Source organism: Fuscovulum ytuae (genome assembly GCF_029953595.1).
In the GTDB taxonomy this organism is placed as follows: Bacteria; Pseudomonadota; Alphaproteobacteria; order Rhodobacterales; family Rhodobacteraceae; genus Paragemmobacter; species Paragemmobacter ytuae.
Map to the genome: position 1 here is coordinate 3,190,527 of NZ_CP124535.1, position 23,959 is coordinate 3,214,485.

Sequence of the window (23,959 nt, forward strand, 5' to 3'; positions counted from 1 at the left end):
GGGGCAGACGCGGGCGACGCTTGAGTGAGGATTGGCCAAGGCAAGGGAGGCGGGCATGGCAGGATCAGAGCGGCGCGGCGGGCGGCGGGGCGGAAAGGCGCGGGCCGCAGGGGGGGCTGGGGCAGGCTATGGTGCCCTGCGCCACCCATTCGCGGCGCAGGGCGCGTTTTCCGACGATGAGATCGCCGCGATGCACGACACCGCGCTGCGGGTGCTTGAGGATCTGGGTATCCGTGTCCTGCTGAGTGAGGCGCGGGCCATCCTGCGGGGGGCCGGGGCCATCGTGGACGAGGACAGCGCCATGGTGCGGATCGGACGCGACATGGTCGCCGAGGCGCTGCGCCAAGCGCCAAGGTCGGTGCGTCTGCGCGCCGCCGATCCGGCACGTGAGCGGGTCTTTGCACCCGGAGAGATGCTGTTCATGGCGGGGGCGGGCTGCCCCAATGTGACTGACCTTATGCGCGGGCGACGGGCCGGATCGCGGGAAAGTTTTGTCGAGACGCTGCGCCTGCAACAGGTCTTTGACGTGATCCATATGCATGGTCCATCGGCGGAACCACAGGATGTGCCAATCCATTTGCGGCATTACGCGATGATGGAGGATCAGCTCGCCAATGGGGCAAAGCCCCTCTTTGTCTATGCGCGGGGGCGCGGGCAGGTGGAAGAGGCCTTTCACATGATCCGGCTGGCGCGCGGGCTGGATGAGGCGGGGTTCCGTGACGGGGTCTGGGCCACGACGGTGATCAACACCAATTCCCCGCGCCAGATCGACGTGCCGATGGCGCGGGGGATTATCGATTTCGCGCGGGCGGGGCAGTTGACGCTGATCACGCCCTTCTGTCTGGCGGGGGCGATGGCCCCGGTGACTGTGGCGGGGGCGCTGGTCCTGCAACATGCCGAAGCCCTGGCGGGGATCGTGCTGGCGCAGATGGCCGCACCGGGCGCGCCGGTGGCCTATGGCGGGTTCTCCTCCAATGTGGACATGAAGAGCGGATCGCCCGCCTTTGGTACGCCGGAACATGTGCGCGCCAATCTGGGATCGGGGCAGTTGGCGCGGTTCATCGGGCTGCCATGGCGGTCTGCCACGGGGGCTGCGTCGAATGTGGCGGATGCGCAGGGGGCGACCGAGACGGTGATGGCGCTGTGGGGCGCGGTGCTGGCGCAGGCGACGGTGACAGTTCATGCGGCGGGTTGGTTGGAGGGCGGGCTAAGCTTTGGCTATGAAAAGTTCATCTGCGATGTCGAAGCCTTGCAGGTGATGGCAGCGTTGGCCCAGCCTGCGGCGGCGGATACGGCGGCGCTGGCCTTTGAGGCGATTGCCGAAGTGCCGCCCGGCGGCCATTTCTTTGCAGCCGCGCATACGATGGAGCGGTATGAGACAGCCTTCCATGCACCGCTGGTGGCGGACCTGGCCAACCATGGGGCATGGCGAGACGCGGGCGGCCTGCGCGCGGATGAGCGGGCGACGGCGATCTGGCAAGAAGCCTTGGCGGATTTCACGCCGCCACGGGCTTGTGATGGGGCGGCGGGGCGTTTGGCGCGTTGGGTTGCCGATCGGCGGCAGGCTGGGGGCATGCCACCCGAAGAGATGTAGGGGGCCCGGGTCAGTAAAGGCCGAGCAGGTCGCGCAGAAGCGCCTCGACTGGGTCTTCTTGTGAACGGTCGCGTTGGGGCTGCTGGGCCACGGTGCCGGGGTCTTGGTATTCCGGCTGAGGCGGCGCGCGGGGGGCGGGGATATCCATGGGTAGGGGCTTGGGGGGCAGGCCTTCGTGGACCCGGACCATCACCTCGTGCCAGATTTCGGCGGGCAAGCCGCCGCCTGTAACGCCTGTCAGGGGGGTGTTGTCGTCATAGCCCATCCAGACGCCCGCCACGTAATCGGCGGTATAGCCCACGAACCATGCATCGCGGGCGGCCTGTGTGGTGCCGGTTTTGCCTGCGGCCTGCCGATCGTCAAGCCGCGCGCGGCCGCCCGTGCCATTTTCGATGACCTTGGTCATCATATAGGTCAAAAGGCGGGCCGACTGTTCCGAGATAACACGTTCGCCGATGCCACCTGCTGCCCCGATCAACGGTTCTTCTTCGCCCTGAAGGCTGAGTTCGACAAGACCGTATGGCGTGACGGATGACCCGCCGTTCAGGATGCCCGCATAGGCGCCTGTCATTTCCAAGAGGGTGGACTCGGACGCGCCAAGCGCGAGGGCGGGGCCTGCGGCGAGGTCGCTTTGTATCCCGAAATCGGCGGCGACCTTGCGGACATTGTCGCGGCCCACGGCTTCGGACACCTTGACGGCAGGGATGTTGCGGCTTTCCGCCAAGGCTTGGGTCAGGGTGATCATGCCCTTGAATTTTTCATCGTAATTCTTGGGCGACCACGGGCCGGAGCCGGGGATGTTGATCGTATAGGGCGTATCTTCGACGTAATCTTCCGGCGACCAGCCAAGGTCGAGGGCGGCGGCATAGACAAAGGGTTTGAAGGCTGACCCCGTCTGACGCAGGGCCTGTGTGGCACGGTTGAAGCTGCCTGCGGCCTGTGTCTTGCGCCCGCCAACCATGGCGCGGACGGCCCCATCGGCGGACATGACCACGATGGCGGCCTGTGCGTTCGAGCCCTGTTTGATCTTTGTGTCAAAGATATAGGCGAGCGCCTCTTCGGATGCCCTTTGCAGCTGCTGGTCCAGCGTGGTGCGAATGATGACATCCTCGGTCGTCTGGGTGGTAAGGAAGGCGGGGGCGGTTTCCATCACCCAATCCGCAAAGAAACCGCCAGAGCGGGAGGCGGCGGCTTCGGACAGGCGGGCGGGGTTGGCGCGGGCTTCGGTTGCCTGATCGGCGGTGAGGTAGCCCTGTTCCTCCATCAGCCCGATGATGACATTGGCGCGGGCGCGGGCGCGATCCATGTTGTTCGTGGGGGCAAAATAAGACGGGGCTTTGAGAAGGCCTGCCAGCATTGCCGCCTCGGCGGCGTTCACTTCATTGGCGGATTTGCCGAAATAGCGCTGGGCGGCGGCTTCGAACCCGCGCGCGCCGGCCCCCAGATAGGCGCGGTTGAAGTAGATGGTGAGGATTTCCTCCTTGGAATACTTCAACTCCATCGCGATGGCGTAGGGGACTTCCTTGATCTTGCGCCACATGCTGCCACGGCGGCAGTCGGCTTCGTAATCGGCTTCGGATTTCCACTGGGTTTGATCATAGGGAACGCCGAGGCAGAGGAGTTTCGCCACCTGCTGGGTGATGGTGGAGCCGCCATTGCCCGAGAAGGGGCCGCGCCCTTCGGCGAGGTTGATGCGGATCGCGCTGGCGATGCCGCGGGGAGAGATGCCGAGATGCAGGTAAAAGCGGCGGTCTTCGGTGGCGACCACCGCATCATGCAGGAAGGGCGAGACGGTTTCGGCGGTGATCATGCCACCGAAGGTTTCGCCGCGCCATGCAAAGACCTTGTTTTCCCGATCGAGAAAGGTGACCGATCCGCGCGAGCGGGCATCGATCAGATCGGTGACCGGGGCCAGCTGGGCGTAGAAATAGAAGACGGCGGCGGCAAGGATCGTGCCCATGACAAAGCCGACGCGCCAGCCGATGCCCCAGATGATGCGCCATAGCAGGCCGAAAAGGCCAAAGAAGAAGCGCCCGATCGGGCCACGGCGGCGCGGTGGGCGGTTTGAGGGCGAAGTGCCGCGACCGGGCGGCTTGCCATTGCCCCCGGACCCGCCCTTTCGGGACCCGGAGGGCGTGCTGGACGCCGCCGGACGGGAGGCCGCCACGCGCCTGTCGGCCACGAGAGGGGCGCGGGGTCCGCGCCCGTTACCGGATACTGCCATGCCTTCTACTGCCCGTCTTTCGCGCGCTGGTTTTGATGCAGCATAGCCTGACCGCACGGGAATGTGGAGACAGCATCGTGTTTACGGATCGGCAACGATTCGCTTACGCGATCTGCCTATGATTTAATCAATCGCCGCCAAAAGTGCAAAAATTGTGCAAATTTGCCGGATTTACGCCCCGGTGATCCCCCCGGATTCCTTGTGCAGCTGCGGCATCGCCCTCCTTGATGCGGGCAAGGGTCCGGAACGGGCCCCCGCCAATGGAAGGGGAACGACGTGAAACTCATCATTGCAGCAATCAAGCCGTTCAAGCTGGAGGAGGTCCGCGAGGCGCTGACCACCATCGGCGTACGGGGCATGATGGTGACCGAGATCAAGGGCTTCGGCTCGCAGTCCGGGCACACCGAAATCTACCGTGGTGCCGAATATGCCGTGAACTTCGTGCCGAAGGTCCGGCTGGAGATCGTGGTGAGCGACAGCCTGGCAGACCAGGTCGTCGAGACGATCCGCACCACCGCGAAGACCGACAAGATCGGTGATGGAAAAATCTTCGTGCTGGATGTTCAGCACGCCGTCCGTGTCCGCACGGGCGAGACCAATGACGATGCGCTGTAAGAGCCGCAGGGAAGGGGAAACCGCAACCATGAAGCATTTTGCGAAACTTTCGGGTCTGGGCGCGCTGGGCGCTGCGGCCTTTGCCGCCCTGCCCGTATGGGCGCAGGAGGCGACCGAGGCGGCGGCCGAGGTTGTTGAAGAAGTCGTGCCCGTGATGGACAAGGGCGATGTCAGCTGGATGATGGTGTCCACCGTCCTCGTTCTGTTCATGACCATCCCGGGCCTTGCGCTGTTCTACGGCGGTCTCGTGCGGTCGAAGAACATGCTGTCGGTGCTGATGCAGACGACGATGATCGCCTGCGTCATGATGCTGGTCTGGGTGATCTACGGCTATTCCTTTGCCTTTGGCGGATCGACCAACCCGTTCTTTGGCGGCTTTGGCAAGCTGTTCCTGTCGGGCGTGACGGCGGATAGCATGGCGGCCACCTTCTCGGCCGGCTATGTGATCCCGGAATATCTGTTCATCGCCTTCCAGATGACCTTTGCGGCGATCACGCCCGCACTGATCATCGGGGCCTTTGCCGAGCGCGTGAAGTTCAGCGCGGTTCTGGTGTTCTCGGTCCTGTGGGGCACGCTGTCCTACTTCCCGATTGCCCATATGGTGTGGGATGCCAACGGCTATCTGTTCGCCAAGGGCGCCATCGACTTTGCGGGCGGCACCGTGGTGCATATCAATGCCGGTATCGCGGCGCTGGTGGGCTGCATCGTGATCGGCAAGCGCGTGGGCTACGGCAAGGACAACATGGCCCCGCATTCGATGGTGCTGACCATGGTTGGTGCATCGATGCTGTGGGTCGGCTGGTTCGGCTTCAACGTCGGGTCCAACCTTGAGGCCAATGGCGGCGCGACGCTGGCGATGATCAACACCTTCATCGCGACGGCTGCGGCGACGGTTGCTTGGGCCCTTATCGAGAGCATGCAGCGTGGCAAGGCGAGCATGCTGGGTGCTGCGTCGGGTATGGTTACGGGCCTTGTGGCCGTGACCCCGGCCTGTGGCGCGATCGGGCCGATGGGCGCGATCCTGCTGGGCGTTCTGGCGACCTTTGCGAGCTACTTCTTCGTGACCGTGGTCAAGCACAAGATGCAGTACGACGACAGCCTTGACGTCTTCGGCATCCATGGCGTGGCCGGGATCGTGGGCGCGGTGCTGACGGGTGTGTTCTCCGCGGCAGCCTTCGGCGGCGTGAAGGGCGACGACTATGCGATGATGGCGCAGCTTTGGGTGCAGATCGAAGGCGTGCTGATCACCATCGTCTGGTCGGGTGTGGTGTCCTTCGTTCTGTTCAAGGCGATCGACATGACCATGGGCCTGCGCGTCGACAATGACACGGAGCGTCAGGGTCTGGACCTCGCCTCGCATGGTGAACAGGCTTACCACAGCTAAGCTTTCGGTGGGGCCGCCTGAGGGTGGCCCCACATTTGGACGGCGTGCCGGGGTCCCTCCTCCCTTCCTCGGTGCGAAACTGAAACGGCCCGCGGGACACTCCCCCCGCGGGCCGTTTTTCTATTAGCGCATCGGCGGTTTGTAGCTGCCAAGAGCCTTGCCTGCGGCCTGCATGGCGGCCATCGCCTCGGCTGGTGTCATCAGCTTGACCGTGGACGAGGACGCGACGGTGCCAGAAGCGGCCACGGCCATGGCTCCAGCGGCCATCATCTGGTCGTCCGGGCCTTCGATGAGGCAGATGACATCATGTTGACCGAAGGCAAAGAACAGATGGTGAAGTTTTCCACCCAAGGATTCGATGAGTTTTCGCGCGGCGGCTTCGCGGTCGGACGGGGTGGCCACGAGTGCCTTCACGGCATCGGGAGTATAGGAAAGCTGATAGAGGTAGAACGACATGGATCTGGTCCCTCTGATTATGGAGGGAACGCTGTCTGCACTCTGCCCCTTGGATCGCAGTCAGCGCACCCTTTGGTTGCGCCGAAACAAAAAAACGCGCAGTCAGGGCAGTGGCTGCGCGTGCGAGGTTAGCACATATCGACAGCAGGGCGTTAGCGATCTATCGGCCCTGTTGCACATCGCTGTGCATCAGCCTGCGACCTGCGCGATGGCTGCGGCGAGGATCGGCACCGTACGGGCGTTGAGGCCTGCGATGTTGATGCGGCTATCGCCCACCATGTAGATGGCGTGATCTTCGCGGAGCGTGTTCACCTGCGCCTCGGTCAGGCCGAGACGGCTGAACATGCCGCGATGGCTGGCCACGAAATCGAAGCGGTCGGAATTGGTGGCCTTGCGAAGCTCATCGGCCAGCGATTGGCGGAGGGTGAGCATATTGAGGCGGACCTCTTCCAACTCGGCCATCCAGTCGGCCTTGAGGGCGGCATCTTCAAGGATCATCGTCACCAGACGCGCGCCGTGATCGGGCGGGAAGCTGAAATTCTGGCGGTTGAGGAAGTTGAGGTTGCCTTGCAGCACGCCTTTTCCTGCGGCCGCGCCGATGCCGATCAGGATGCCCGTGCGTTCGCGGTAGATGCCGAAATTCTTGGAGCACGAGGCGGCGATCAGCACTTCGGGGAAGGCGGCGGCGATTTTGCGGGTGGCGGCGGCATCCTCTGTTAGCCCATCGCCGAAGCCTTGATAGGCAAGATCGACAAGGGGGATGGCCCCGCGCTGGGCAAGAAGGGTGATGACCTGATCCCACTGCGCCCCATCAAGGTTGGCACCCGTGGGGTTATGGCAGCAGCCATGCAGGAGGACCACGTCGCCCGATTTGACCTTGGCGAGGTCTTCCATCAGCCCCACAAAATCAACCCCGCGCGTTGCGGCGTCGAAATAGCGGTATTCGGCCATGTTCATGCCGAGGAACTTGATGATCGAAGGGTGGTTCGGCCATGTCGGGTTGGAAATCCAGACTGTGGCCGTGGGCGTGGCAAGGCGGATCAGTTCCAGCGCCTGCCGGATCGCGCCCGTGCCGCCCGGCGTGGCGATGGAAGCGAGGCGGTCGGTTGGGACGGCATCCCCGAGGATCATCGCAGAGAGCGCGGCATTATAGGCCGGTTCCCCGGCAAGGCCTGTGTAGGTCTTGGTCGTCTCTGTCTCCCACAGTTTCTTTTCTGCCGCCTTTACGGCGCGCATGACGGGAGTGAGACCGGTGGCGTCTTTGTACACGCCTACGCCAAGGTCGATCTTGGTCGTGCGCGGGTCGTCGCGGAACATGGCGATGAGTTGCAGGATCTTGTCCTGCGGCTGCGCCTTCAGCTGGTCGAACATTGGTCTATCCCTTTTCCCCGAGACCTTTTTCAACAGGCAGGTCTTCGTACATGCCCCATTCGGACCATGAGCCATCATAGAGGCTATGGTTCCGATGGCCGATCCGTTCCAGCGCCAGCGACAGGATCGCCGCTGTGACGCCTGACCCGCAGGTCGTGATGGCGGGTTTGGTAAGGTCCACCCCCGCCGCCTCGAACGTGGCGCGCAAGGCGGGGACGGATTTCATGGTGCCATCCGCGTTCAGAAGCGTGGCGAAGGGCAGGTTCTTTGATCCAGGAATATGGCCTGCGCGCAGGCCGGGGCGAGGTTCGGGCGCCTCTCCGGCAAAGCGCGGGGCGGAGCGGGCGTCGATGATTTCCGCCTCGCGCAGTTTGGAGGTATGGGCCACCTGCGTGACGTCCTTGACCAGATGGTTCTGGCGGCTGACGGTCATGTGGCGGTCCTTGACGACGGGGGGAAGGTCTTCGACCTCGCGTCCTTCGGCGCGCCATTTGGGAAAGCCGCCATCAAGGACGGCGACATCGGTCTTGCCCATCAGACGGAAGGTCCACCAGACGCGCGCAGCGGAAAAGAGGCCCGCGCCATCGTAGATCACGACCTGATGACCGTCGCCCACGCCCATGGCGCGCATGCGGGACATGAATTTTTCCACCGGCGGGGCCATGTGGGGGAGGGCGGAGCGTTGATCCGAGATCTCGTCAATGTCGAAGAAGCGCGCGCCGGGGATATGGGCGGCATTGTATTCGGCCTTTGGGTCGCGGCCTGCGTCGGGCAGATACCACGAGGCATCGAGAATGCGCAGGTCCGGGTCGCGCAGATGCGCAGCGAGCCAGTCGGTCGAAACGAGTGTCTTGGTATCGTCGGTCACGGGTGGGCCTCCGGCCATGCGGTCTGGGGGCAAGTAGCGGGATCGGGCCTTTGTGGCAAGGGTGGCCGGGCGTGAGGGGCGATTTCTGACGCAGAAATCGCGCCGTTTTCTGCACGCAGAAAACGGGAGGAGGCGCGGCGATTGGGGTCCGATTTCTGTGCCAGAAATCGGCGCATTTTCCGCGTCGGAAAATGCTGTCCCGTCAGTCGCGCTTGGACATCTTCAGGAGGCGGGCCTTTTCACGATCCCAGTCGCGCTTGGCGCTGGTTTCGCGCTTGTCGGCCAGTTTCTTGCCCTTGGCGATGCCAAGCTTGACCTTCACGATGCCACGGTCGTTGAAATACATCTTCATCGGCACGATGGTCATGCCTTCGCGCGCAGTGGCATTCCAGAGACGCGACAGTTCCCTTTTGGAAACCAATAGCTTGCGGCGGCGGCGTTCTTCATGCCCCCAAGTCTTGGCTTGCAGGTAGGGGGCAATGTAGCTGTTGATCAGCCACAGCTCACCGCCTTCGACGGAAGCATAGCTTTCGCCGAGGTTCGATCCGCCTTGGCGGAGGCTTTTGACCTCGGACCCTTGGAGGATGATGCCCGCCTCCAGATCGCTTTCGATATGGTAGTCGAAGCGGGCGCGGCGATTTTCCGCGATGAGTTTGGAATTTGGGTCGGATTTCGTGGCCATGATCGTGTCGAGATAGGCGATGGGCGGCGCGGAGTCCAGTTCAGGCGCGGCGCGAGCGAGAGAGGGTGTAAAGACCTGAGGCCACGATCAGGGCCGAACCTGCCAGCGTGAGGGCATCAGGGCGCTCGTGGAAGACGAGGATGCCGAGGATCATCGCAAAGACGAGGCGCGTGTAGCGAAAGGGGGTGACGACGGACACCTCACCCGTACGCATGGCGATTGTGAGGGCGTTGTAGGCGAAAATGCCGAAGGCCGTCATGGCGGCAAGGAGGGCGAGGGCGGTGGGATCGGGCATCCGTGCGCCACCTGTGACGGCAAGGATGATGGCGCCTGCAAGGGCAAGCATGGCCATCCCGATGGTGCCAAGCTGGCGGTTCGACAGGGCCGGGGGAGCGGCGCGGGTGGCAAGATCGCGGCCCGCAAAGCCGAGCATCCCGGCCACGGTGACAAGGGACAGGAGGGTGAAACCTTCGACCCCAGGCTGCAGGATGAGAAGGACGCCTGCAAAGCCCACGCTGATCGCTGTCCAGCGCCGCCAGCCGACCTTTTCTCCGAAAAGGAGTGCCGCGCCCGCGACGACGACAAGGGGGGTGGCTTGCAAGATGGCAGCGGCGGTGGAGAGGGGGGTAAGCGCTACGGCGAGGGAGTAAAAAAGGCGGCCCGCCACTTCAAACGATGATCGGATGAGGAGGGGGCGCGAGAGAAGTGCCGGATGGAGCAGCGTTTCGCCGGCGCTTTTTGCCCGGATGCCGAAGAAGGCGGCCCCTGTCAGGCCAAAGATCAGCAGGGCCTGACCAAGGGGGATATGCGCGGTGACGGCTTTGAGGAACATATCCTCGACCGCGAAGCCCGCCATGGCGGCGACCATCCAGAGCGCCCCGCGCAGATTGGCGCTGCGCGGGGGCGTGGCGGTCACAGGATGCCTGCGTGTTCCATCGCGGCTTTGATGCGGGCCTTGGTGGCGTCGGTCAGGCCGACAAGGGGAAGGCGGACCTCTTCGGTGCAGCGTCCAAGGAGGGAGAGGCCGTATTTCGCCCCCGCAAGCCCCGGTTCAATGAAGATTGCCTCATGCAGGGGCATCAGGCGATCTTGGTATGCCAGTGCCTTGCGGTAGTCACCTGCCAGCGTGGCCTGCTGGAATTCGGCGCAGAGCTTCGGCGCGACATTGGCCGTGACCGAGATGCAGCCCGTCCCGCCATGGGCGTTGAAGCCGAGGGCCGTTGCATCCTCACCTGACAGCTGGATGAAGTCGGGGCCGCAGGAGGCGCGCTGCATCGAGACGCGCTCAATCTTGCCGGTCGCGTCCTTGACCCCGATGATGCGGGGAAGCTGTGCCAGTTTTCCCATGGTTTCGGGCGTCATATCGACAACAGATCGGCCGGGGATGTTGTAGATGATGATGGGAAGCGTGCAGCAGTCATGCAGCGCGGTGTAATGCGCGATCATGCCCGCTTGCGTGGGCTTGTTGTAATAGGGCGTCACGACGAGTGCGGCATCGGCGCCGACGCGTTCAGCATGCTGGATCAGGCGGATGCCTTCGACCGTGTTGTTTGATCCCGCGCCCGCGATCACCGGCACGCGGCCTGCGGCGAATTTCACCACCGCCTCGACCACGGCTTCGTGCTCTTCGTGGGAAAGCGTCGGGCTTTCGCCCGTGGTGCCGACCGGGACAAGGCCGGTAGAGCCCTGTTCGATCTGCCAATCGACAAGTTTCTTCAGCGTGTCCAGATCAAGTTCGCCGTTCTTGAACGGCGTTACCAAGGCGGGAATGGACCCTTGGATCATGGCACGCGTCTCCTGTTTCTGGGCGAGGGTGGCCCGGTTGCAAACGCGCCCTTCCTAGACCTGTGGCAAGGCCTTGCCAAGTGGGGCTGCGGATGACGTGCTTGTGGGTTGCGGGGGGCGGCGGGCTGCGGCAGACTCTGCGTTAAGGATCACAACCAAGACCAATGATGATCGGGCAGATGATGGCAAGGACGCGCCGCCTTGGGTGGTTTATTTCGGCATTTCTTTTGGTGTTGCCGGCAGGGGTGATTGCGGCCCCGGCGGATGCGCTGCGCGCGGGGCTGGACCGGGCGGCGGCGGGCGATTGGGCGGGTGCCGTGGCGGCGGCGCAGGGCGGCGGGCAGATTGCGGCGGACATCATCGAATGGCAACGGCTGCGCGCGGGCGAAGGGCGGCTGGGGGAATATGAGGCTTTCCTTGCGCGCCGCGCTGATTGGCCGGGGATGCCCCTGCTGAAGGAAAGGGGCGAGGAGGCGGTGGCGCGGTCTACCGATCCGAACCGTGTGCTGGCCTATTTCGGGAATGGAAAACCCGAGACAGCGGAAGGGTCCCTTGCGTTGATCAAGGCACTGCGGGCGCTGGGGCGGGCTGATGTGGCCGAGGCCGAGGCGTTTCGGGCCTGGACGGAACTGGCCTCTTCTGCCGAGGAAGAGGCTGAAATCCTTGGGCTTTATGGCGATGTGCTGAAAGTGGCGCATGAGGTGCGGCTGGATCGGCTTTTGTGGCAGAACCGGGTGTCCGAGGCGCGGCGGATGCTGCCGCGCGTGAGTGCGGGCTGGCAGGCGCTGGCGCAGGCGCGGATGGCGTTGCGGGCGGATGCCGATGGGGTGAATGCGTTGATCGACAAGGTTCCGGCGGCCCTGCAAGGCGATCCGGGGCTGGCCTATGAGCGGGCGGATTGGCGGTTCCGGCGCGACCGGGATGACGATGCGGCGGATTTGGTGATCGCGCAGTCGCAAAGTGCGGCGAGCCTTGGCGATCCGGCGGTCTGGGGGGATCGGCGCGGGGCGCTGGCGCGGGCCTTGTTGCGCGATGGCAAGCCGAAGGCCGCCTATCGAGTGGCATCCAGCCATTTCCTGACATCGGGTGGCGATTATGCCGATCTGGAGTTTCTGTCCGGGTTCATCGCGCTGCGAAAGCTGGGCGATGCCGAGACGGCGCTGCGGCACTTCCGCAATCTGCGGGAAGGGGTGGCGACGCCCATATCCGTTAGCCGCGCGCATTATTGGGCAGGTCGGGCGCTGCTGGCCTCTGGCGACCGGGCGGGCGGCACGGCAGAATTGCAAGAGGCGGCGCGGCATCATACGGCCTATTACGGCTTATTGGCGGCCGAGGCCTTGGGGCAATCCCTTGATCCGGCCTTGCTTTCTAATGCCCGGCCTGCGGATTGGCGGGGCGCGGGGTTTGCCTCTTCTTCCGTGCTGGAGGCGGCGATGCTGCTGTCGCGGGCGGGGGATAGGACGCTATCGAAGCGGTTCTTCCTGCATCTGGCCGAAAGCCTGAACGCGACAGAGATGGACCAGCTGGCCGATCTGGCCTTGCAGATGGATGAGCCGCATATCGCGGTGGTGATTGCCAAGCAGGCGGCAGAGCGGGGCGTGATCCTGCCGCGCGCCTATTTCCCGGTGCCGGGCTTCGTGCCGGGTGAGGGGATCGGGGTGAGCCGGGCGCTGGCCCTTGCCATTGCGCGGCGGGAGTCGGAGTTTGATCCGGCGGCGCGGTCGGCGGCGGATGCGCGGGGGTTGATGCAGGTTCTGCCGTCCACGGCGAAGCTGGTCGCGCCACGGGTTGGCCTTGTCTATGACGCGGGGCGGTTGAACGATCCGGCCTATAACGTTCGGATCGGGACGGGCTATCTGGCGGAATTGGTTGAACAATTCGGGCCATCCATCGCGCTTGTGGCATCGGGTTACAATGCCGGGCCGGGGCGGCCGAAACGGTGGAAGGACATGTTCGGCGATCCGCGCGATGCAGCGGTGGATGTGATCGACTGGGTTGAGATGATCCCGTTTACCGAGACGCGGACCTATGTGATGCGGGTGACGGAAAGCCTTGTGATCTATCGCGCGATCCTGCGCGGATCGGTGGGCCCGGTGAATGTGACGGGAGAGTTGCGGGGGTAAGGCGAGGAGTCTGTTCCCGACCCGATCTGTCGCCCATGGCGCAGACGGGACGGGCCATGTGATGCGCAGATTGCACAAATTTGTGACAGATCATGGCCACCCGATACCTTCCCCTTTTCCTGCGCCACAGCCCCACGCCAAGGGTGGAGAATTTCGCCCTTTTGGCGGGGATCGAGGCGACCGTACGCGGGACGCTGATTTCGGCGATGCCTTTGGTCGTCTATGAGGGGTTAGGCAGCGCTGAGGCCACATCGAGTGCCTATTTCTGGGCGGGGATCGTGGCCTTGGTCTGGGGTCTGCTGGTGCCGTGGTTCACGCGGCATGTGCCCCGGCGGTGGATGTATACCGCGGGCTGTCTGCTTTACCTTGTGGGGATGGCGCTGGCGGTGACGGGCACGGCGGTGACGGTGCCCCTTTCCCTGATGTGCCTTGCCAGCGCGACGGCGACGACCTTTGTCTGTTTCAATGCCTATGTCCTTGATTACATTGAACGCACCGATCTGGGGCGGAGCCAGTCAACCCAGATGGTCTATGCGGCGGGGCCTTGGGCCATCGGGCCGATGCTGGGGGTCTGGCTGCATGATTGGTGGGCACCTGCGCCCTTCCTTCTGGCGGGGTCGGTGGCGGTTCTACTGCTGGTGGTGTTCTGGGTCTTGCGCCTTGGGAATGGCAAGCAGATCCAGCGGGCGAAGGGGCCCGCGCTGAACCCGCTGGCCTATCTGGGGCGGTTCTTCCGCCAGCCCCGGCTGATCGCAGGGTGGATGTTTGCGGTGATGCGGTCCTGCGGGTGGTGGGTCTATGTCGTCTATCTGCCGATCTTCTGCATCGAGGCGGGGCTTGGCGGAAAGGTGGGGGGCGTGGCGCTGTCGATTTCGAACGCGCTTTTATTCATCTCTCCGCTCATGCTGCGCTATGTGCGGCGGACTTCGGTGCGGCGGTCGGTGCGGCTGGCCTTTGGCCTGTGCGGGCTGTGTTTCATGGCAAGCGCGACCTTTGCGCCTTTGCCTTGGGTGACCGTGGTGGCGATGATGGCGGCGTCGATCTTTCTGGTGCTGCTCGACGTGGTGGGGGGGCTGCCTTTCCTGATGGCGGTGAAGCCGTCGGAGCGGACGGAAATGTCGGCGGTTTATTCGAGTTTTCGGGATGTTAGCGGCATCGTGACGCCTGCCACGGCTTGGGTCGTTCTGGTGCCGTTCGGGGCGCCGCTGGCGGCGTTTTTCGCCGTCACGGGGGTTGGAATGATCGGGGCCTTTACCGTGGCGTCTCGGTTGCATCCGCGGTTGGGGACAGTCCGTCCGTCCCATGGGCGGCCCTTTGCGGGCGAGTGACAGGGGCGAGTGACAGGGGCGAAATCTGGTGCAGATTTCGCGGCGATTTTTGCGCGCAAAAATCGGGTGGAGCGCGATGGGTCTGGACCCGTTTTCTGCGTGCAGAAAACGTATTCGTTAAGGCGCGGTTAAGGCTGCGGTCGGTCCTTGGCACGAAAAAACGCGGGCCGGGGGGCCGGTCCGCGTTTCTTCCACCACCCTGACAGGGCTTGGTTAATCAATCCAGAAGGCGACGGGCGATGACCTGCGCCTGAATTTCCGCCGCACCTTCGAAGATGTTCAGAATGCGCGCGTCGCAAAGGATGCGGCTGATCTGATATTCCAGTGCGAAGCCGTTGCCGCCATGGATTTGCAGCGCGTTGTCGGCGCTGGCCCATGCGACGCGGGCACCCAGAAGCTTGGCCATGCCGGCCTCCAGATCGCAGCGCTTGTCATGGTCTTTCTGCCAAGCCGAAAAATAGGTGAGCTGGCGGGCCACCATGATTTCCACCGCCATCATGGCAAGCTTGCCCGCCACACGGGGGAATTCGATCAGGGACTTGCCGAATTGCTTGCGGTCTTCGGCGTATTTCATGCCGACTTCCAGCGCGGACTGCGCGACGCCCACGGCACGGGCGGCGGTCTGGATGCGGGCGGATTCGAAGGTCTGCATCAACTGCTTGAACCCCTGCCCTTCGACACCGCCGAGAAGGTTTTCGCCCTTCACGCGGAAATCGTCGAAGTTGACGGTGTATTCCTTCATGCCGCGATAGCCCAAGACCTCAATCTCGCCGCCTGACAAGCCCTTGTCGACAAAGGGGGTTTCGTCGGTGCCGGGGGTCTTTTCGGCGAGGAACATGGACAGACCGCGATAATCGGTGGTGCCCTCGATGGTGCGGGCGAGGACCGTCATCACATGGGTGCGGGCGGCGTGGGTGATCCATGTCTTGTTGCCGTTGACCACCCAATCGTCGCCATCGCGCCGCGCGCGGGTGCGCAGGCTGCCAAGGTCGGAGCCCGTATTCGGTTCGGTGAAGACGGCGGTGGGCAGGATTTCACCAGAGGCGAGTTTCGGCAGCCATTTGGCCTTTTGGTCGGGCGTGCCGCCGCAGAGGATCAGTTCGGCCGCGATTTCGGAGCGGGTGCCGAGGGAGCCCACGCCGATATAGCCGCGCGAGAGTTCTTCGGAGACCACGACCATAGAGGCCTTGGAAAGGCCGAAGCCGCCGAATTCTTCGGGGATGGTCAGGCCGAAGACGCCCATTTCGGCAAGGGAATCAATGATCTCCATCGGGATCAGTTCGTCCTTCAGGTGCCATTCATGGGCATGGGGGACGACCTTTTCATCGGCGAAGCGGCGGAACTGGTCGCGGATCATTTCCAGTTCTTCGTCCAGCCCCGTCGCGCCGAACGTGGCGCGGCCGTGATTGTCGCGCATGAGGGCGACAAGGCGGGTGCGGGCGGCGGCGGTGTTGCCTCGGGCCATGAGGGTGGCCGCCGCCGCGCCGGGCTGGGCCGGGGAAAGGCCGAGGTCCTGCAAGCGCGCGACCTCTCCCTGGCTCATGGGAATGCCGCCGTGGATCTGGTTGAGATATTCGCCATAGGCGATCTGGAGGAGAAGCGCCTCCATTTCCGAGAATTGGCCAGCGGTTTCAAGGCGCTGTGCCCAAGCCTGCATCTGGCGCAGGGATTCGGTATAGGTGGCAAGCCATGCCAGCGCATGGGCGGCATATTGATGGTCTTCGAGCGCCTGAGACGAGACTTTGCCCGCGACAGTGACCATGCCACGCAGGTTTTCGCGGGCCTGATCGAAGAGCGCCTCCACCTCGGGCAGGGATTCGGCGGTGAGGCCGAGGAGATCGGCGAGGAGGGGCGAGGCGGTCATGGGTTGGCCATCGTGCGGCATGGTGGGCACCTTCCGGACATCATTCTGCGGTTGCGAGAGAGGTAGGCTTTTTGCAGTCGCAGAGCAACTTAATTTCGCGCAGAAAAGATCAAGTGAAGGAAAATGTCGCAGCGGAATTTTGTTGGGCGGGGGCATGGTTTTTTTGTTTGCCGTGGCGGGATTGGGGCAAGTGATTGCGGGCGCTGGATTAATTGGCGGTTTCGGGCTGCAACGGCTGTGCCCTGTTTTGTGCCGGGTTTTGTGCAGCATTCTGTGGGCACGCAGCGCGCGGTGATCAGGCGTTAACCTAAGCGTGCTGTTGCGGCATTGGGGGTGAGTCGGGGCCGGGAGGGGCTTGGCATCGCGCCGGGGGCGAGGCATGGTCGCGGCGCGCAAGCGGGGGGGCGGCATGGATTGGGCGATGGCGGGGCTGGAGCCTGCCGCCTTTTGGGCGGCACTGGCGGTGACGCTGTTTGCCGGGTTTGTAAAGGGGGCGGTGGGCTTTGCCATGCCCTTGATCATGGTGTCGGCCTTCAGTGCCTTTCTGCCACCGGAGATGGCGGTGGCGGGGCTGATCCTGCCGACGCTGGTGACAAACCTCTTTCAGGCGACGCGGCAGGGGTTGGCGGCGGCATGGGGGTCGGTGAAGACCTATCGCCGGTTCCTGATCGGCACGGTGGTGTTCATCCTGATCTCGGCCCCGTTCCTGACGGTGATCCCGCGGGTGGCCTATCTTCTGGTTCTGGGTGTGCCGGTGACGGCCTTTGCGGCGGCGCAGCTGATGGGGGTGCCGCTGGCGCTGCCCCTGCGGCATCGGGCGCGGGCGGAATGGGGGCTGGGGATCGTTGGCGGGCTGTTTGGCGGGGTGTCGGGGATCTGGGGGCCGCCGCTTTTGGTTTATCTGTTGTCCATCAAGGCCGAGAAGGCCGAGATGGTGCGGGTGCAGGGCGTGGTCTTTCTGATCGGGGCGGTGGCCTTGTTGGCGGCGCATCTGCGGACGGGGGTTGCGGATGGCGCGAGCCTTGGGTTTTCGGCGGCGCTGGTGATGCCGGCGATGGCGGGGATGATGCTGGGATATCGGGTGCAGGACCGGCTGGATCAGGCGCGTTTCCGGCGCTGGACCCAAGGGTTGCTGGTGCTGACCGGGCTTAATCTGGTGCGTCAGGCGGTGATGTAGGGGGGGGAGAACCCCACCCTACCCATCGGGCATTGCGGTAGGGTGGGGTTCTCCCCCTCCCTGACCCTTAGCCGATCGCGGCGGCCTTTACGTCTTCGTCGATGAAGGGGACGTATTGTTCGAAGTTCTTCGAGAACATTTCGACCAGTTTCTTGGCCTGCGCGTCATAGGCGGCCTTGTCGGCCCAAGTGTTGCGCGGGTCGAGAAGGCCCGTGTCCACGCCCGGCACGGCGACCGGCACGTCGAAGCCGAAATTCGGGTCGCGGCGGAATTCCACCGCAGCGAGCGAGCCGTCGAGTGCCGCAGACAGAAGCGCGCGGGTGGCCTTGATCGGCATCCGCTTGCCCGTGCCATAGGCGCCGCCGGTCCAGCCGGTGTTCACCAGCCAGCAATTGGCGCCGTGCTTGGCGATCTTGGCTTGCAGGAGCTTGCCATAGACCTCGGGGCGGCGCGGCATGAAGGGCGCACCGAAGCAGGTGGAGAAGGTGGGTTGCGGTTCGGTCACGCCGCGTTCGGTTCCGGCCACCTTGGCGGTGAAGCCCGACAGGAAGTGATACATGGCCTGCGCGGGCGTCAACCGCGAGATGGGCGGCAGGACGCCGAAGGCATCGCAGGTGAGCATGATGATGTTCTTCGGATGCCCGCCGAGGCCCGTGTTGGAGGCGTTCGAGATGAAGTCCAGCGGATAGGCGCAGCGGGTGTTGGCCGTCAGGCTGTCATCGGCGAAGTCGAGTTCCAGCGTTTCGGGATCGTAGACCATGTTTTCCACCACGGTCGAGAAGTGGTGGGTGGTGGCATAGATCTCGGGCTCTGCCTCGGGGTCGAGGTTGATGGTCTTGGCGTAGCAGCCGCCTTCGAAGTTGAAGGAGCCGCGGTCGGACCAGCCATGTTCGTCGTCGCCGATCAATATGCGGTCGGGCGCGGCGGAGAGCGTGGTCTTGCCGGTGCCGGAGAGGCCGAAGAAGACGGCGGTATCGACCGGGTTGCCGATGGCGTGGTTGGCCGAGCAATGCATCGGCATCACGCCCTTTTCGGGCAGGATGTAGTTGAGGAGCGTGAAGACTGATTTCTTGTTTTCGCCGGCATAGGCGGTGTTGGCGATCAGGATCAGCTTCTTGTCGAAGTGGAAGGCAATCACGGTTTCGCTGCGGCAGCCATGGCGCGCGGGATCGGCCTTGAAGCTGGGGCAGTTGATGATGGTCCATTCAGGAACGAACTGATCCAGTTCCGTACGTTCCGGGCGCCGCAGGAGATGGCGGATGAAGAGGCCATGCCAGGCAAGTTCCGTCACCACGCGCACGTCAAGGCGGTGGACGGGGTCAGCCCCGGCATAAAGGTCTTGGACGAAATAATCGCGGCCCTGCATATGGGCGAGCATGTCAGCGTGGAGCTGGTCGAAGCCTTCGGGCGGCATCGCGGCGTTGTTGTCCCACCAGATGGTGTTTTCGACGGAAGGCGTGCGGACGACGTGTTTGTCCTTGGGCGAGCGACCGGTGAACTGGCCGGTGGAGACGAGGAAGGCGCCGCCTTTGCCGAGGCGGCCTTCGCCACGCTTTACCGCCTCTTCGACGAGGCTGTGTTCGAGGAAGTTGTAATAGACGTTCCCAAGACCTGTGATGCCTTGATGTGCCAATTCCTGCGCGGGGTTCACGCGACCGTTCGTCATACTGCAAGCTCCTCCGCCGGGGGCGCGCCCGGCCTTGTCGGTTCCCGAAATTGCCAACCCGGGCCAAGGGGTTGGATGCCACCGCCCGGGCCAAGGGGAGGGGACATGACTGGCCTATACCACGTCGCTCGCGGTTGGGAACAGGTCGGTTCCGTTTCGTTAGCGCAACCACCGAAGGTTTAGCGCAACCATTCGTTCAGGTTGTGCAAATGGGTGGCAAATCCGCCAGTCTGTGGGTTTTCCGCGACGGTTTGGCCCAGCAAATGCCTCGATTCGCACATATCGGTTGATTCCCGGCAGCGGAAAAATGATCATGCCCGGCAAAACAAAAGTCTTCGTGACAGTAGTACGGGCAGCAAGGGATAACCATTATGGCAAGGATTGCACTTGTCGACGATGACAGGAACATCCTGACTTCGGTCGCAATGACGCTGGAAGCCGAAGGGTTCGAGGTCGAAACCTACAATGACGGGCAATCGGCGCTGGACGCCTTTAACCGGCGGCTGCCGGATATGGCCGTGCTTGACATAAAGATGCCGCGGATGGACGGGATGGACCTGTTGCAGCGTCTGCGTCAGAAGACGACGATGCCGGTGATCTTTCTCACCTCGAAAGATGATGAGATCGACGAGGTTCTGGGTCTGCGCATGGGCGCGGATGACTATGTGAAGAAGCCCTTCAGCCAGCGCCTGCTGGTGGAGCGTATCCGGGCGCTGCTGCGGCGGCAGGACGCCATCGCCACGGGTGAGGTGGCGACAACGGAAGAGACAAAGATCATGGAGCGGGGCAACCTGCGCATGGACCCGCTGCGCCATTCGGTGACGTGGAAGGGCATGGATGTCGCGCTGACGGTGACGGAGTTCATGCTGTTGCAAGCGCTGGCCCAGCGACCGGGTTTCGTGAAGAGCCGGGATCAGTTGATGGACGTGGCCTATGATGATCAGGTCTATGTGGATGACCGGACCATCGACAGCCACATCAAGCGTCTGCGGAAGAAAATGCGTGCGGTGGATGAAAACTTTTCGGCCATCGAGACGTTGTATGGAATCGGCTATCGTTACAACGAAGAGTAAATGACCGCAGCGCCACGCATCGGGAAAGAGGGACGGCGGGACCGTTCGGATGATGTCGTCCTCGGCGAGGACTGGACATCCGGGGATGGTTTGGTCGATCCCGCGCTGCGGGCGAGCCGGGATCGGCGCGGTGTCGTGTCGTTGAACCGGTCGCCTTTGGCGCGGAAGATCATCCTGTTCAATTTGCTGGCGCTTTTGGTGTTGGCGGGTGGGGTGCTGTTCCTTAATCCCTTCCGCGAAAGCCTTGTGGCGCTGCGGCAGGATGCGATCATTGCCGAGACGCTGCTGGTTTCGGATGTGTTCGAAGCGGTGGCCGCCGAGGCGGAGGGTCCGCTGGATGCCATGCGGGCCGGGCGCGTTCTGGAGACGGTGCAGGTGGGCCCGGGCGGCGAGGCCTTTGTCATGCTGCCCGATGGCACGCTTGCTGGGCGCAAGGTCGGGCAGGAACGCATTCAGGGTGAGGTGCAGGTGCGCCCGACGCCCATCGTGGATGCGCTGACGGCGGCATGGAACGGGGTGGCGGGGCTATTGAAGCGCGCAACGCCCGAGGCGGAGGCGGTGAATCGTCTTACCCTTGCGCAGGCGCTGTTTTCCGGCGCGCTGAAGGGCGAGGGCGTGCAGGTGGCGGGCCGGTCGCCGGATGGTGGGCGGCTTTTTGCCGTGGCCGAGCCGGTGTTCCGCAATGGGCAAGTGGTGGCTGTGGTCATCATGACCGCCGATCAGGGCCCGATTGAGCAATTGGCGCGGGCCGAGCGTGAGCAGGTGCTGCTGATCTTTATCGCATCCTTGATGGTGTCTTTCGGGTTGAGCCTGATGCTGGCCTCGACCATCGCGAACCCGTTGTCAGACCTTGCGGCGGCGGCGGAATTGGGCCGCGACCGGGACGCGCGCAAGATGGCGCCCGGACGGGTGCGCATCCCTGATCTTGCGGCGCGGCCGGATGAGATCGGGCGGCTTTCTGTGGCGATGCGGGGTATGGTGGCGGCGCTGTATGATCGGATCGATGCGAATGAACAATTCGCGGCCGATGTGGCGCATGAGATCAAGAACCCGCTGGCAAGCCTGCGGTCGGCGGTTGGCACGATGCGGCTGGCCAAGCGCGATGACCAGAAGGAAAAGCTGCTGGACGTGATCGAGCATGACGTGCGCCGGTTGGACCGTCTGGTGAGCGACATTTCCAACGCCTCGCGGCTGGACAGCGAATTGGTGAAGGAGGAGGAGGAGGAGTTCAACCTTGTCCGCACCCTGACCAATCTGTCGGAATATCTGGGTCAGCAGGCGCAGGAGAAGGGGGTGGAGTTCATCACCGACTTCCCCAGCGAGCCGATCCTGATCCGGGGGCTGGAGGCGCGGTTGGCGCAGGTCTTCGTGAACCTGATCACCAATGCGATCAGTTTCTGCGAAGATGGCGATGCGGTGCGCATCTGGGCGCGGCGGCGTGAGAACCGGGTTCTGATCGTGGTCGAGGATACCGGGCCGGGCATTCCCGAACAGGCGCTGACAAAGGTGTTCAAGCGGTTCTACAGCGAACGCCCGCAGGTCCAGTTTGGCGAACATTCGGGCTTGGGACTGGCGATTTCCAAGCAGATCGTCGAGGCGCATGGCGGGGTGATCTGGGCCGAGAACATCCGCCCGACCCATGCCGATGTCACCTCTGACCCGCTGGGCGCGCGGTTCGTGGTCGGTCTGCCGGTGTGACGGCAGAGGTGACGCTGCACGCGACTTGTGTCGCGGTGGAGGGTCGCGGGGTGTTGATCACGGGGCCGTCAGGCAGCGGCAAATCCGGTCTTGCGCTGTCCCTTATGGCGCTGGGCGCGCGGCTGGTGGCGGATGACCAAGTGACGCTTTCCGTTACAGAAGGGGCGCTCTGGGCCGCCTGCCCGCCCACGATCCGGGGAATGATCGAGGCGCGGGGGATTGGCCTTCTGGCGGCGGACCCGGTGGACGCGGCGGAGGTGGTTTTGGTGGTCGATCTGGGGACGCCCGAGACGGAGCGGTTGCCGCCGCGACGTGAGGTTTCCTACCTCGGACGGACAGTAGCCCTTGTGCGAAGGATCGAAGGGCCCCATTTCCCGGCAGCGGTGCTGCACTATGTCAGGGCAGGGCGCAAAGAGTGACGGAAAGTCCCGCGATGCAGGACGACTTACAGGCGATGGGGCACCGGCTTTTGCTGGTCACCGGTCCTTCGGGGGCAGGGCGCAGCACGTCGATCGACGCGCTGGAGGATCTTGGCTATGAGGTGATCGACAACCTGCCCCTGCGGCTTGTGCCGCGTCTGATCGAGGGCGCGCCGCTGGAGCGGCCCATCGCGTTGGGCCTTGATGTGCGCAACCGGGATTTCAATGTCACCGCCTTGATCGAGTTGATCGACACTTTGACGCGCGACCCGAGGGTGGCGTTGCAAGTGTTGTATGTGGACTGTGCGCCGTCGGAACTGATCCGGCGCTATAGCCAGACGCGGCGGCGGCATCCCTTGGCCCCGGCGGAAACGCCCGCCGAAGGGATCGCGCGTGAGATCGACCTTTTGGCCCCGATCCGGGTGCGGGCGGATCACCTGATCGACACGACGGAGATGAGCCCGCATGACTTGAAGGCAGAGCTTGCGCAATGGTTCGGGCAGTCTGTGGCGTCGCGGATGGCGGTGTCCTTGCAGAGCTTTAGCTATAAGCGTGGGCTGCCGCGGGGCGTGGATATGGTGTTTGACTGCCGGTTTCTGCGGAACCCCTATTGGGAGGCCGCTTTGCGCGATCTGGACGGGCGTGATGCGGCGGTGGTGGCGCATGTGGCGGATGACCCGCGCTTTGCGGAATTCTTTGAAAGAGTGAGCGGGTTGGTGCAATTCCTGCTTCCGGCATCGGTTGCCGAGGGCAAGGCGCATCTGTCCATCGGCTTTGGCTGCACAGGCGGGCAACATCGCAGCGTGGCGGTGGCCGAAATGCTTGGCAAGGCGCTTGCAGAGGCGGGTTGGGCGGTGTCAAAACGGCACCGGGAACTGGAACGCAGGGCGGCGGTGACGCCGGGTGCTGCGGGCACGGGAATGGGCGGGGTGACGGGCGCGTGATCGGTATCGTGATCGTGGCACATGGCGGGCTGGCGCGGGAATATCTTTCCGCGGTCGAGCATGTCGTGGGCAAGCAGGATGCGATGCGGGCCATCGCCATCGAGGATGACCATGACCGCAAGGCCAAGCAGGCCGAGATCTGTGCCGCCGCCGATGCGGTGGATACGGGCGCGGGCGTGGTGGTGGTGACGGATATGTTCGGGGGATCGCCGTCGAACCTATCGCTCATGGCCTGTATCGGGGCGGATCGGCGCATCGTCTATGGGGCGAACCTGCCGATGCTGATCAAGCTGGCAAAGTCGCGCGATTTGACGGTGCCGGAGGCTGTGGCCGCCGCGCTTGACGCCGGGCGGAAGTATATCAACAGTCTGGACCTTGGCGGTGGGGCGTGAGCTGGGGATCATGACGGCACGGGTGTTTCGGATCATCAATGAAAAGGGGCTGCATGCGCGCGCCTCGGCCAAATTCGTGGAAGTGGTCGAAGGGCATGATGCGCAGGCGCAGGTGACAAAGGACGGGATGACCGTGTCGGGGGATTCGATCATGGGTCTTCTGATGTTGGCCGCGTCGCGCGGGACAGAGATCGCGGTGGCGACAAGCGGCGCAGAGGCGGAGAAGCTTGCCGATGCGCTGGAGGCGCTGGTTGCAAACCGCTTCGGTGAAGACTACTGAGGCGCGTCAGACCCAA

21 protein-coding genes are annotated in these 23,959 nt (G+C 63.8%); 12 read left to right on the plus strand and 9 right to left on the minus strand.

The annotated features are described in order from the left end of the window. Positions 1-55 precede the first annotated feature (55 nt). Complete coding sequence (locus QF092_RS15360; RefSeq protein ID WP_281465168.1) at positions 56-1,594, plus strand: trimethylamine methyltransferase family protein; 1,539 nt, start codon at positions 56-58, stop codon at positions 1,592-1,594. Between the two features lie 10 nt (positions 1,595-1,604). Here QF092_RS15360 and QF092_RS15365 read toward each other — a convergent pair whose 3' ends face one another. After that, complete coding sequence (locus tag QF092_RS15365) at positions 1,605-3,818, minus strand: transglycosylase domain-containing protein (protein ID WP_281465170.1); 2,214 nt, start codon at positions 3,816-3,818, stop codon at positions 1,605-1,607. A 276-nt stretch (positions 3,819-4,094) separates the two neighbouring features. Here QF092_RS15365 and QF092_RS15370 point away from each other — a divergent pair, with 276 nt between their 5' ends. Both QF092_RS15370 and QF092_RS15375 read left to right on the plus strand, forming a co-directional pair. Continuing rightward, complete coding sequence (locus QF092_RS15370) at positions 4,095-4,433, plus strand: P-II family nitrogen regulator (RefSeq protein ID WP_281465172.1); 339 nt, start codon at positions 4,095-4,097, stop codon at positions 4,431-4,433. A gap of 28 nt (positions 4,434-4,461) precedes the next feature. After that, entirely contained in the window at positions 4,462-5,817 is a 1,356-nt protein-coding gene (locus QF092_RS15375) for an ammonium transporter (protein WP_281465174.1), read from the plus strand. A gap of 123 nt (positions 5,818-5,940) precedes the next feature. Here the strand turns inward: QF092_RS15375 and QF092_RS15380 are convergent, their stop codons facing one another. The 6 genes from QF092_RS15380 to dapA form a co-directional block, all read right to left on the minus strand. Beyond that, on the minus strand, positions 5,941-6,273 hold the full coding sequence (locus QF092_RS15380) for a GYD domain-containing protein (RefSeq protein WP_281465176.1): 333 nt from the start codon (positions 6,271-6,273) through the stop codon (positions 5,941-5,943). Positions 6,274-6,462: 189 nt separating this feature from the next. Then, positions 6,463-7,644 carry an amino acid aminotransferase gene (locus QF092_RS15385; RefSeq protein WP_281465178.1) on the minus strand — a complete coding sequence of 394 codons (1,182 nt, stop codon included), beginning with the start codon at positions 7,642-7,644 and terminating at the stop codon, positions 6,463-6,465. A 4-nt stretch (positions 7,645-7,648) separates the two neighbouring features. After that, positions 7,649-8,512, minus strand: coding sequence for a 3-mercaptopyruvate sulfurtransferase (sseA, locus tag QF092_RS15390; protein WP_281465180.1), 864 nt, complete (start codon positions 8,510-8,512; stop codon positions 7,649-7,651). 202 nt (positions 8,513-8,714) lie between these two features. Next, positions 8,715-9,194, minus strand: a complete 480-nt coding sequence (gene smpB / locus QF092_RS15395; RefSeq protein WP_281465182.1) for an SsrA-binding protein SmpB — start codon at positions 9,192-9,194, stop codon at positions 8,715-8,717. A 40-nt stretch (positions 9,195-9,234) separates the two neighbouring features. Then, a complete protein-coding gene (locus QF092_RS15400) occupies positions 9,235-10,110 on the minus strand; it encodes a DMT family transporter (protein WP_420026472.1) in 876 nt (291 codons plus the stop codon). Next, positions 10,107-10,979, minus strand: coding sequence for a 4-hydroxy-tetrahydrodipicolinate synthase (gene dapA / locus QF092_RS15405; protein WP_281465183.1), 873 nt, complete (start codon positions 10,977-10,979; stop codon positions 10,107-10,109). The genes QF092_RS15400 and dapA overlap by 4 nt, the downstream gene beginning before the upstream one ends. 179 nt (positions 10,980-11,158) lie before the next feature. Between dapA and QF092_RS15410 the strand changes: the two genes are divergently transcribed. Continuing rightward, positions 11,159-13,102 carry a lytic transglycosylase domain-containing protein gene (locus QF092_RS15410; RefSeq protein WP_281465184.1) on the plus strand — a complete coding sequence of 648 codons (1,944 nt, stop codon included), beginning with the start codon at positions 11,159-11,161 and terminating at the stop codon, positions 13,100-13,102. Positions 13,103-13,194: 92 nt separating this feature from the next. Further along, positions 13,195-14,430 (plus strand): MFS transporter, encoded by a 1,236-nt coding sequence (locus QF092_RS15415; RefSeq protein WP_281465186.1) that lies wholly within the window; start codon positions 13,195-13,197, stop codon positions 14,428-14,430. 217 nt (positions 14,431-14,647) lie between these two features. Here the strand turns inward: QF092_RS15415 and QF092_RS15420 are convergent, their stop codons facing one another. Further along, positions 14,648-16,315 carry an acyl-CoA dehydrogenase family protein gene (locus tag QF092_RS15420; protein ID WP_281465188.1) on the minus strand — a complete coding sequence of 556 codons (1,668 nt, stop codon included), beginning with the start codon at positions 16,313-16,315 and terminating at the stop codon, positions 14,648-14,650. A gap of 358 nt (positions 16,316-16,673) precedes the next feature. Between QF092_RS15420 and QF092_RS15425 the strand changes: the two genes are divergently transcribed. Continuing rightward, positions 16,674-17,471 carry a sulfite exporter TauE/SafE family protein gene (locus tag QF092_RS15425; protein WP_281465190.1) on the plus strand — a complete coding sequence of 266 codons (798 nt, stop codon included), beginning with the start codon at positions 16,674-16,676 and terminating at the stop codon, positions 17,469-17,471. A gap of 67 nt (positions 17,472-17,538) precedes the next feature. Here the strand turns inward: QF092_RS15425 and QF092_RS15430 are convergent, their stop codons facing one another. Beyond that, on the minus strand, positions 17,539-19,137 hold the full coding sequence (locus tag QF092_RS15430) for a phosphoenolpyruvate carboxykinase (protein WP_281465192.1): 1,599 nt from the start codon (positions 19,135-19,137) through the stop codon (positions 17,539-17,541). 371 nt (positions 19,138-19,508) lie between these two features. Here QF092_RS15430 and QF092_RS15435 point away from each other — a divergent pair, with 371 nt between their 5' ends. From QF092_RS15435 to QF092_RS15460, 6 genes are read left to right on the plus strand one after another with little or no spacing between them, the layout of a single operon-like run. After that, entirely contained in the window at positions 19,509-20,210 is a 702-nt protein-coding gene (locus tag QF092_RS15435; protein ID WP_101921488.1) for a response regulator transcription factor, read from the plus strand. Next, positions 20,211-21,908: an ATP-binding protein gene (locus QF092_RS15440; protein WP_281465197.1), complete on the plus strand. Its 1,698-nt coding sequence runs from the start codon at positions 20,211-20,213 to the stop codon at positions 21,906-21,908. Beyond that, positions 21,905-22,327: an HPr kinase/phosphorylase gene (locus QF092_RS15445; protein WP_281465199.1), complete on the plus strand. Its 423-nt coding sequence runs from the start codon at positions 21,905-21,907 to the stop codon at positions 22,325-22,327. Before QF092_RS15440 ends, QF092_RS15445 begins: the two co-directional genes overlap by 4 nt. Positions 22,328-22,362: 35 nt before the next feature. Beyond that, positions 22,363-23,271: an RNase adapter RapZ gene (gene rapZ, locus QF092_RS15450; RefSeq protein WP_281470047.1), complete on the plus strand. Its 909-nt coding sequence runs from the start codon at positions 22,363-22,365 to the stop codon at positions 23,269-23,271. Next, positions 23,268-23,663 (plus strand): PTS sugar transporter subunit IIA, encoded by a 396-nt coding sequence (locus QF092_RS15455; RefSeq protein ID WP_281465201.1) that lies wholly within the window; start codon positions 23,268-23,270, stop codon positions 23,661-23,663. The genes rapZ and QF092_RS15455 overlap by 4 nt, the downstream gene beginning before the upstream one ends. 10 nt (positions 23,664-23,673) lie before the next feature. Next, a complete protein-coding gene (locus tag QF092_RS15460; RefSeq protein WP_281470049.1) occupies positions 23,674-23,943 on the plus strand; it encodes an HPr family phosphocarrier protein in 270 nt (89 codons plus the stop codon). Positions 23,944-23,959: the final 16 nt, after the last annotated feature.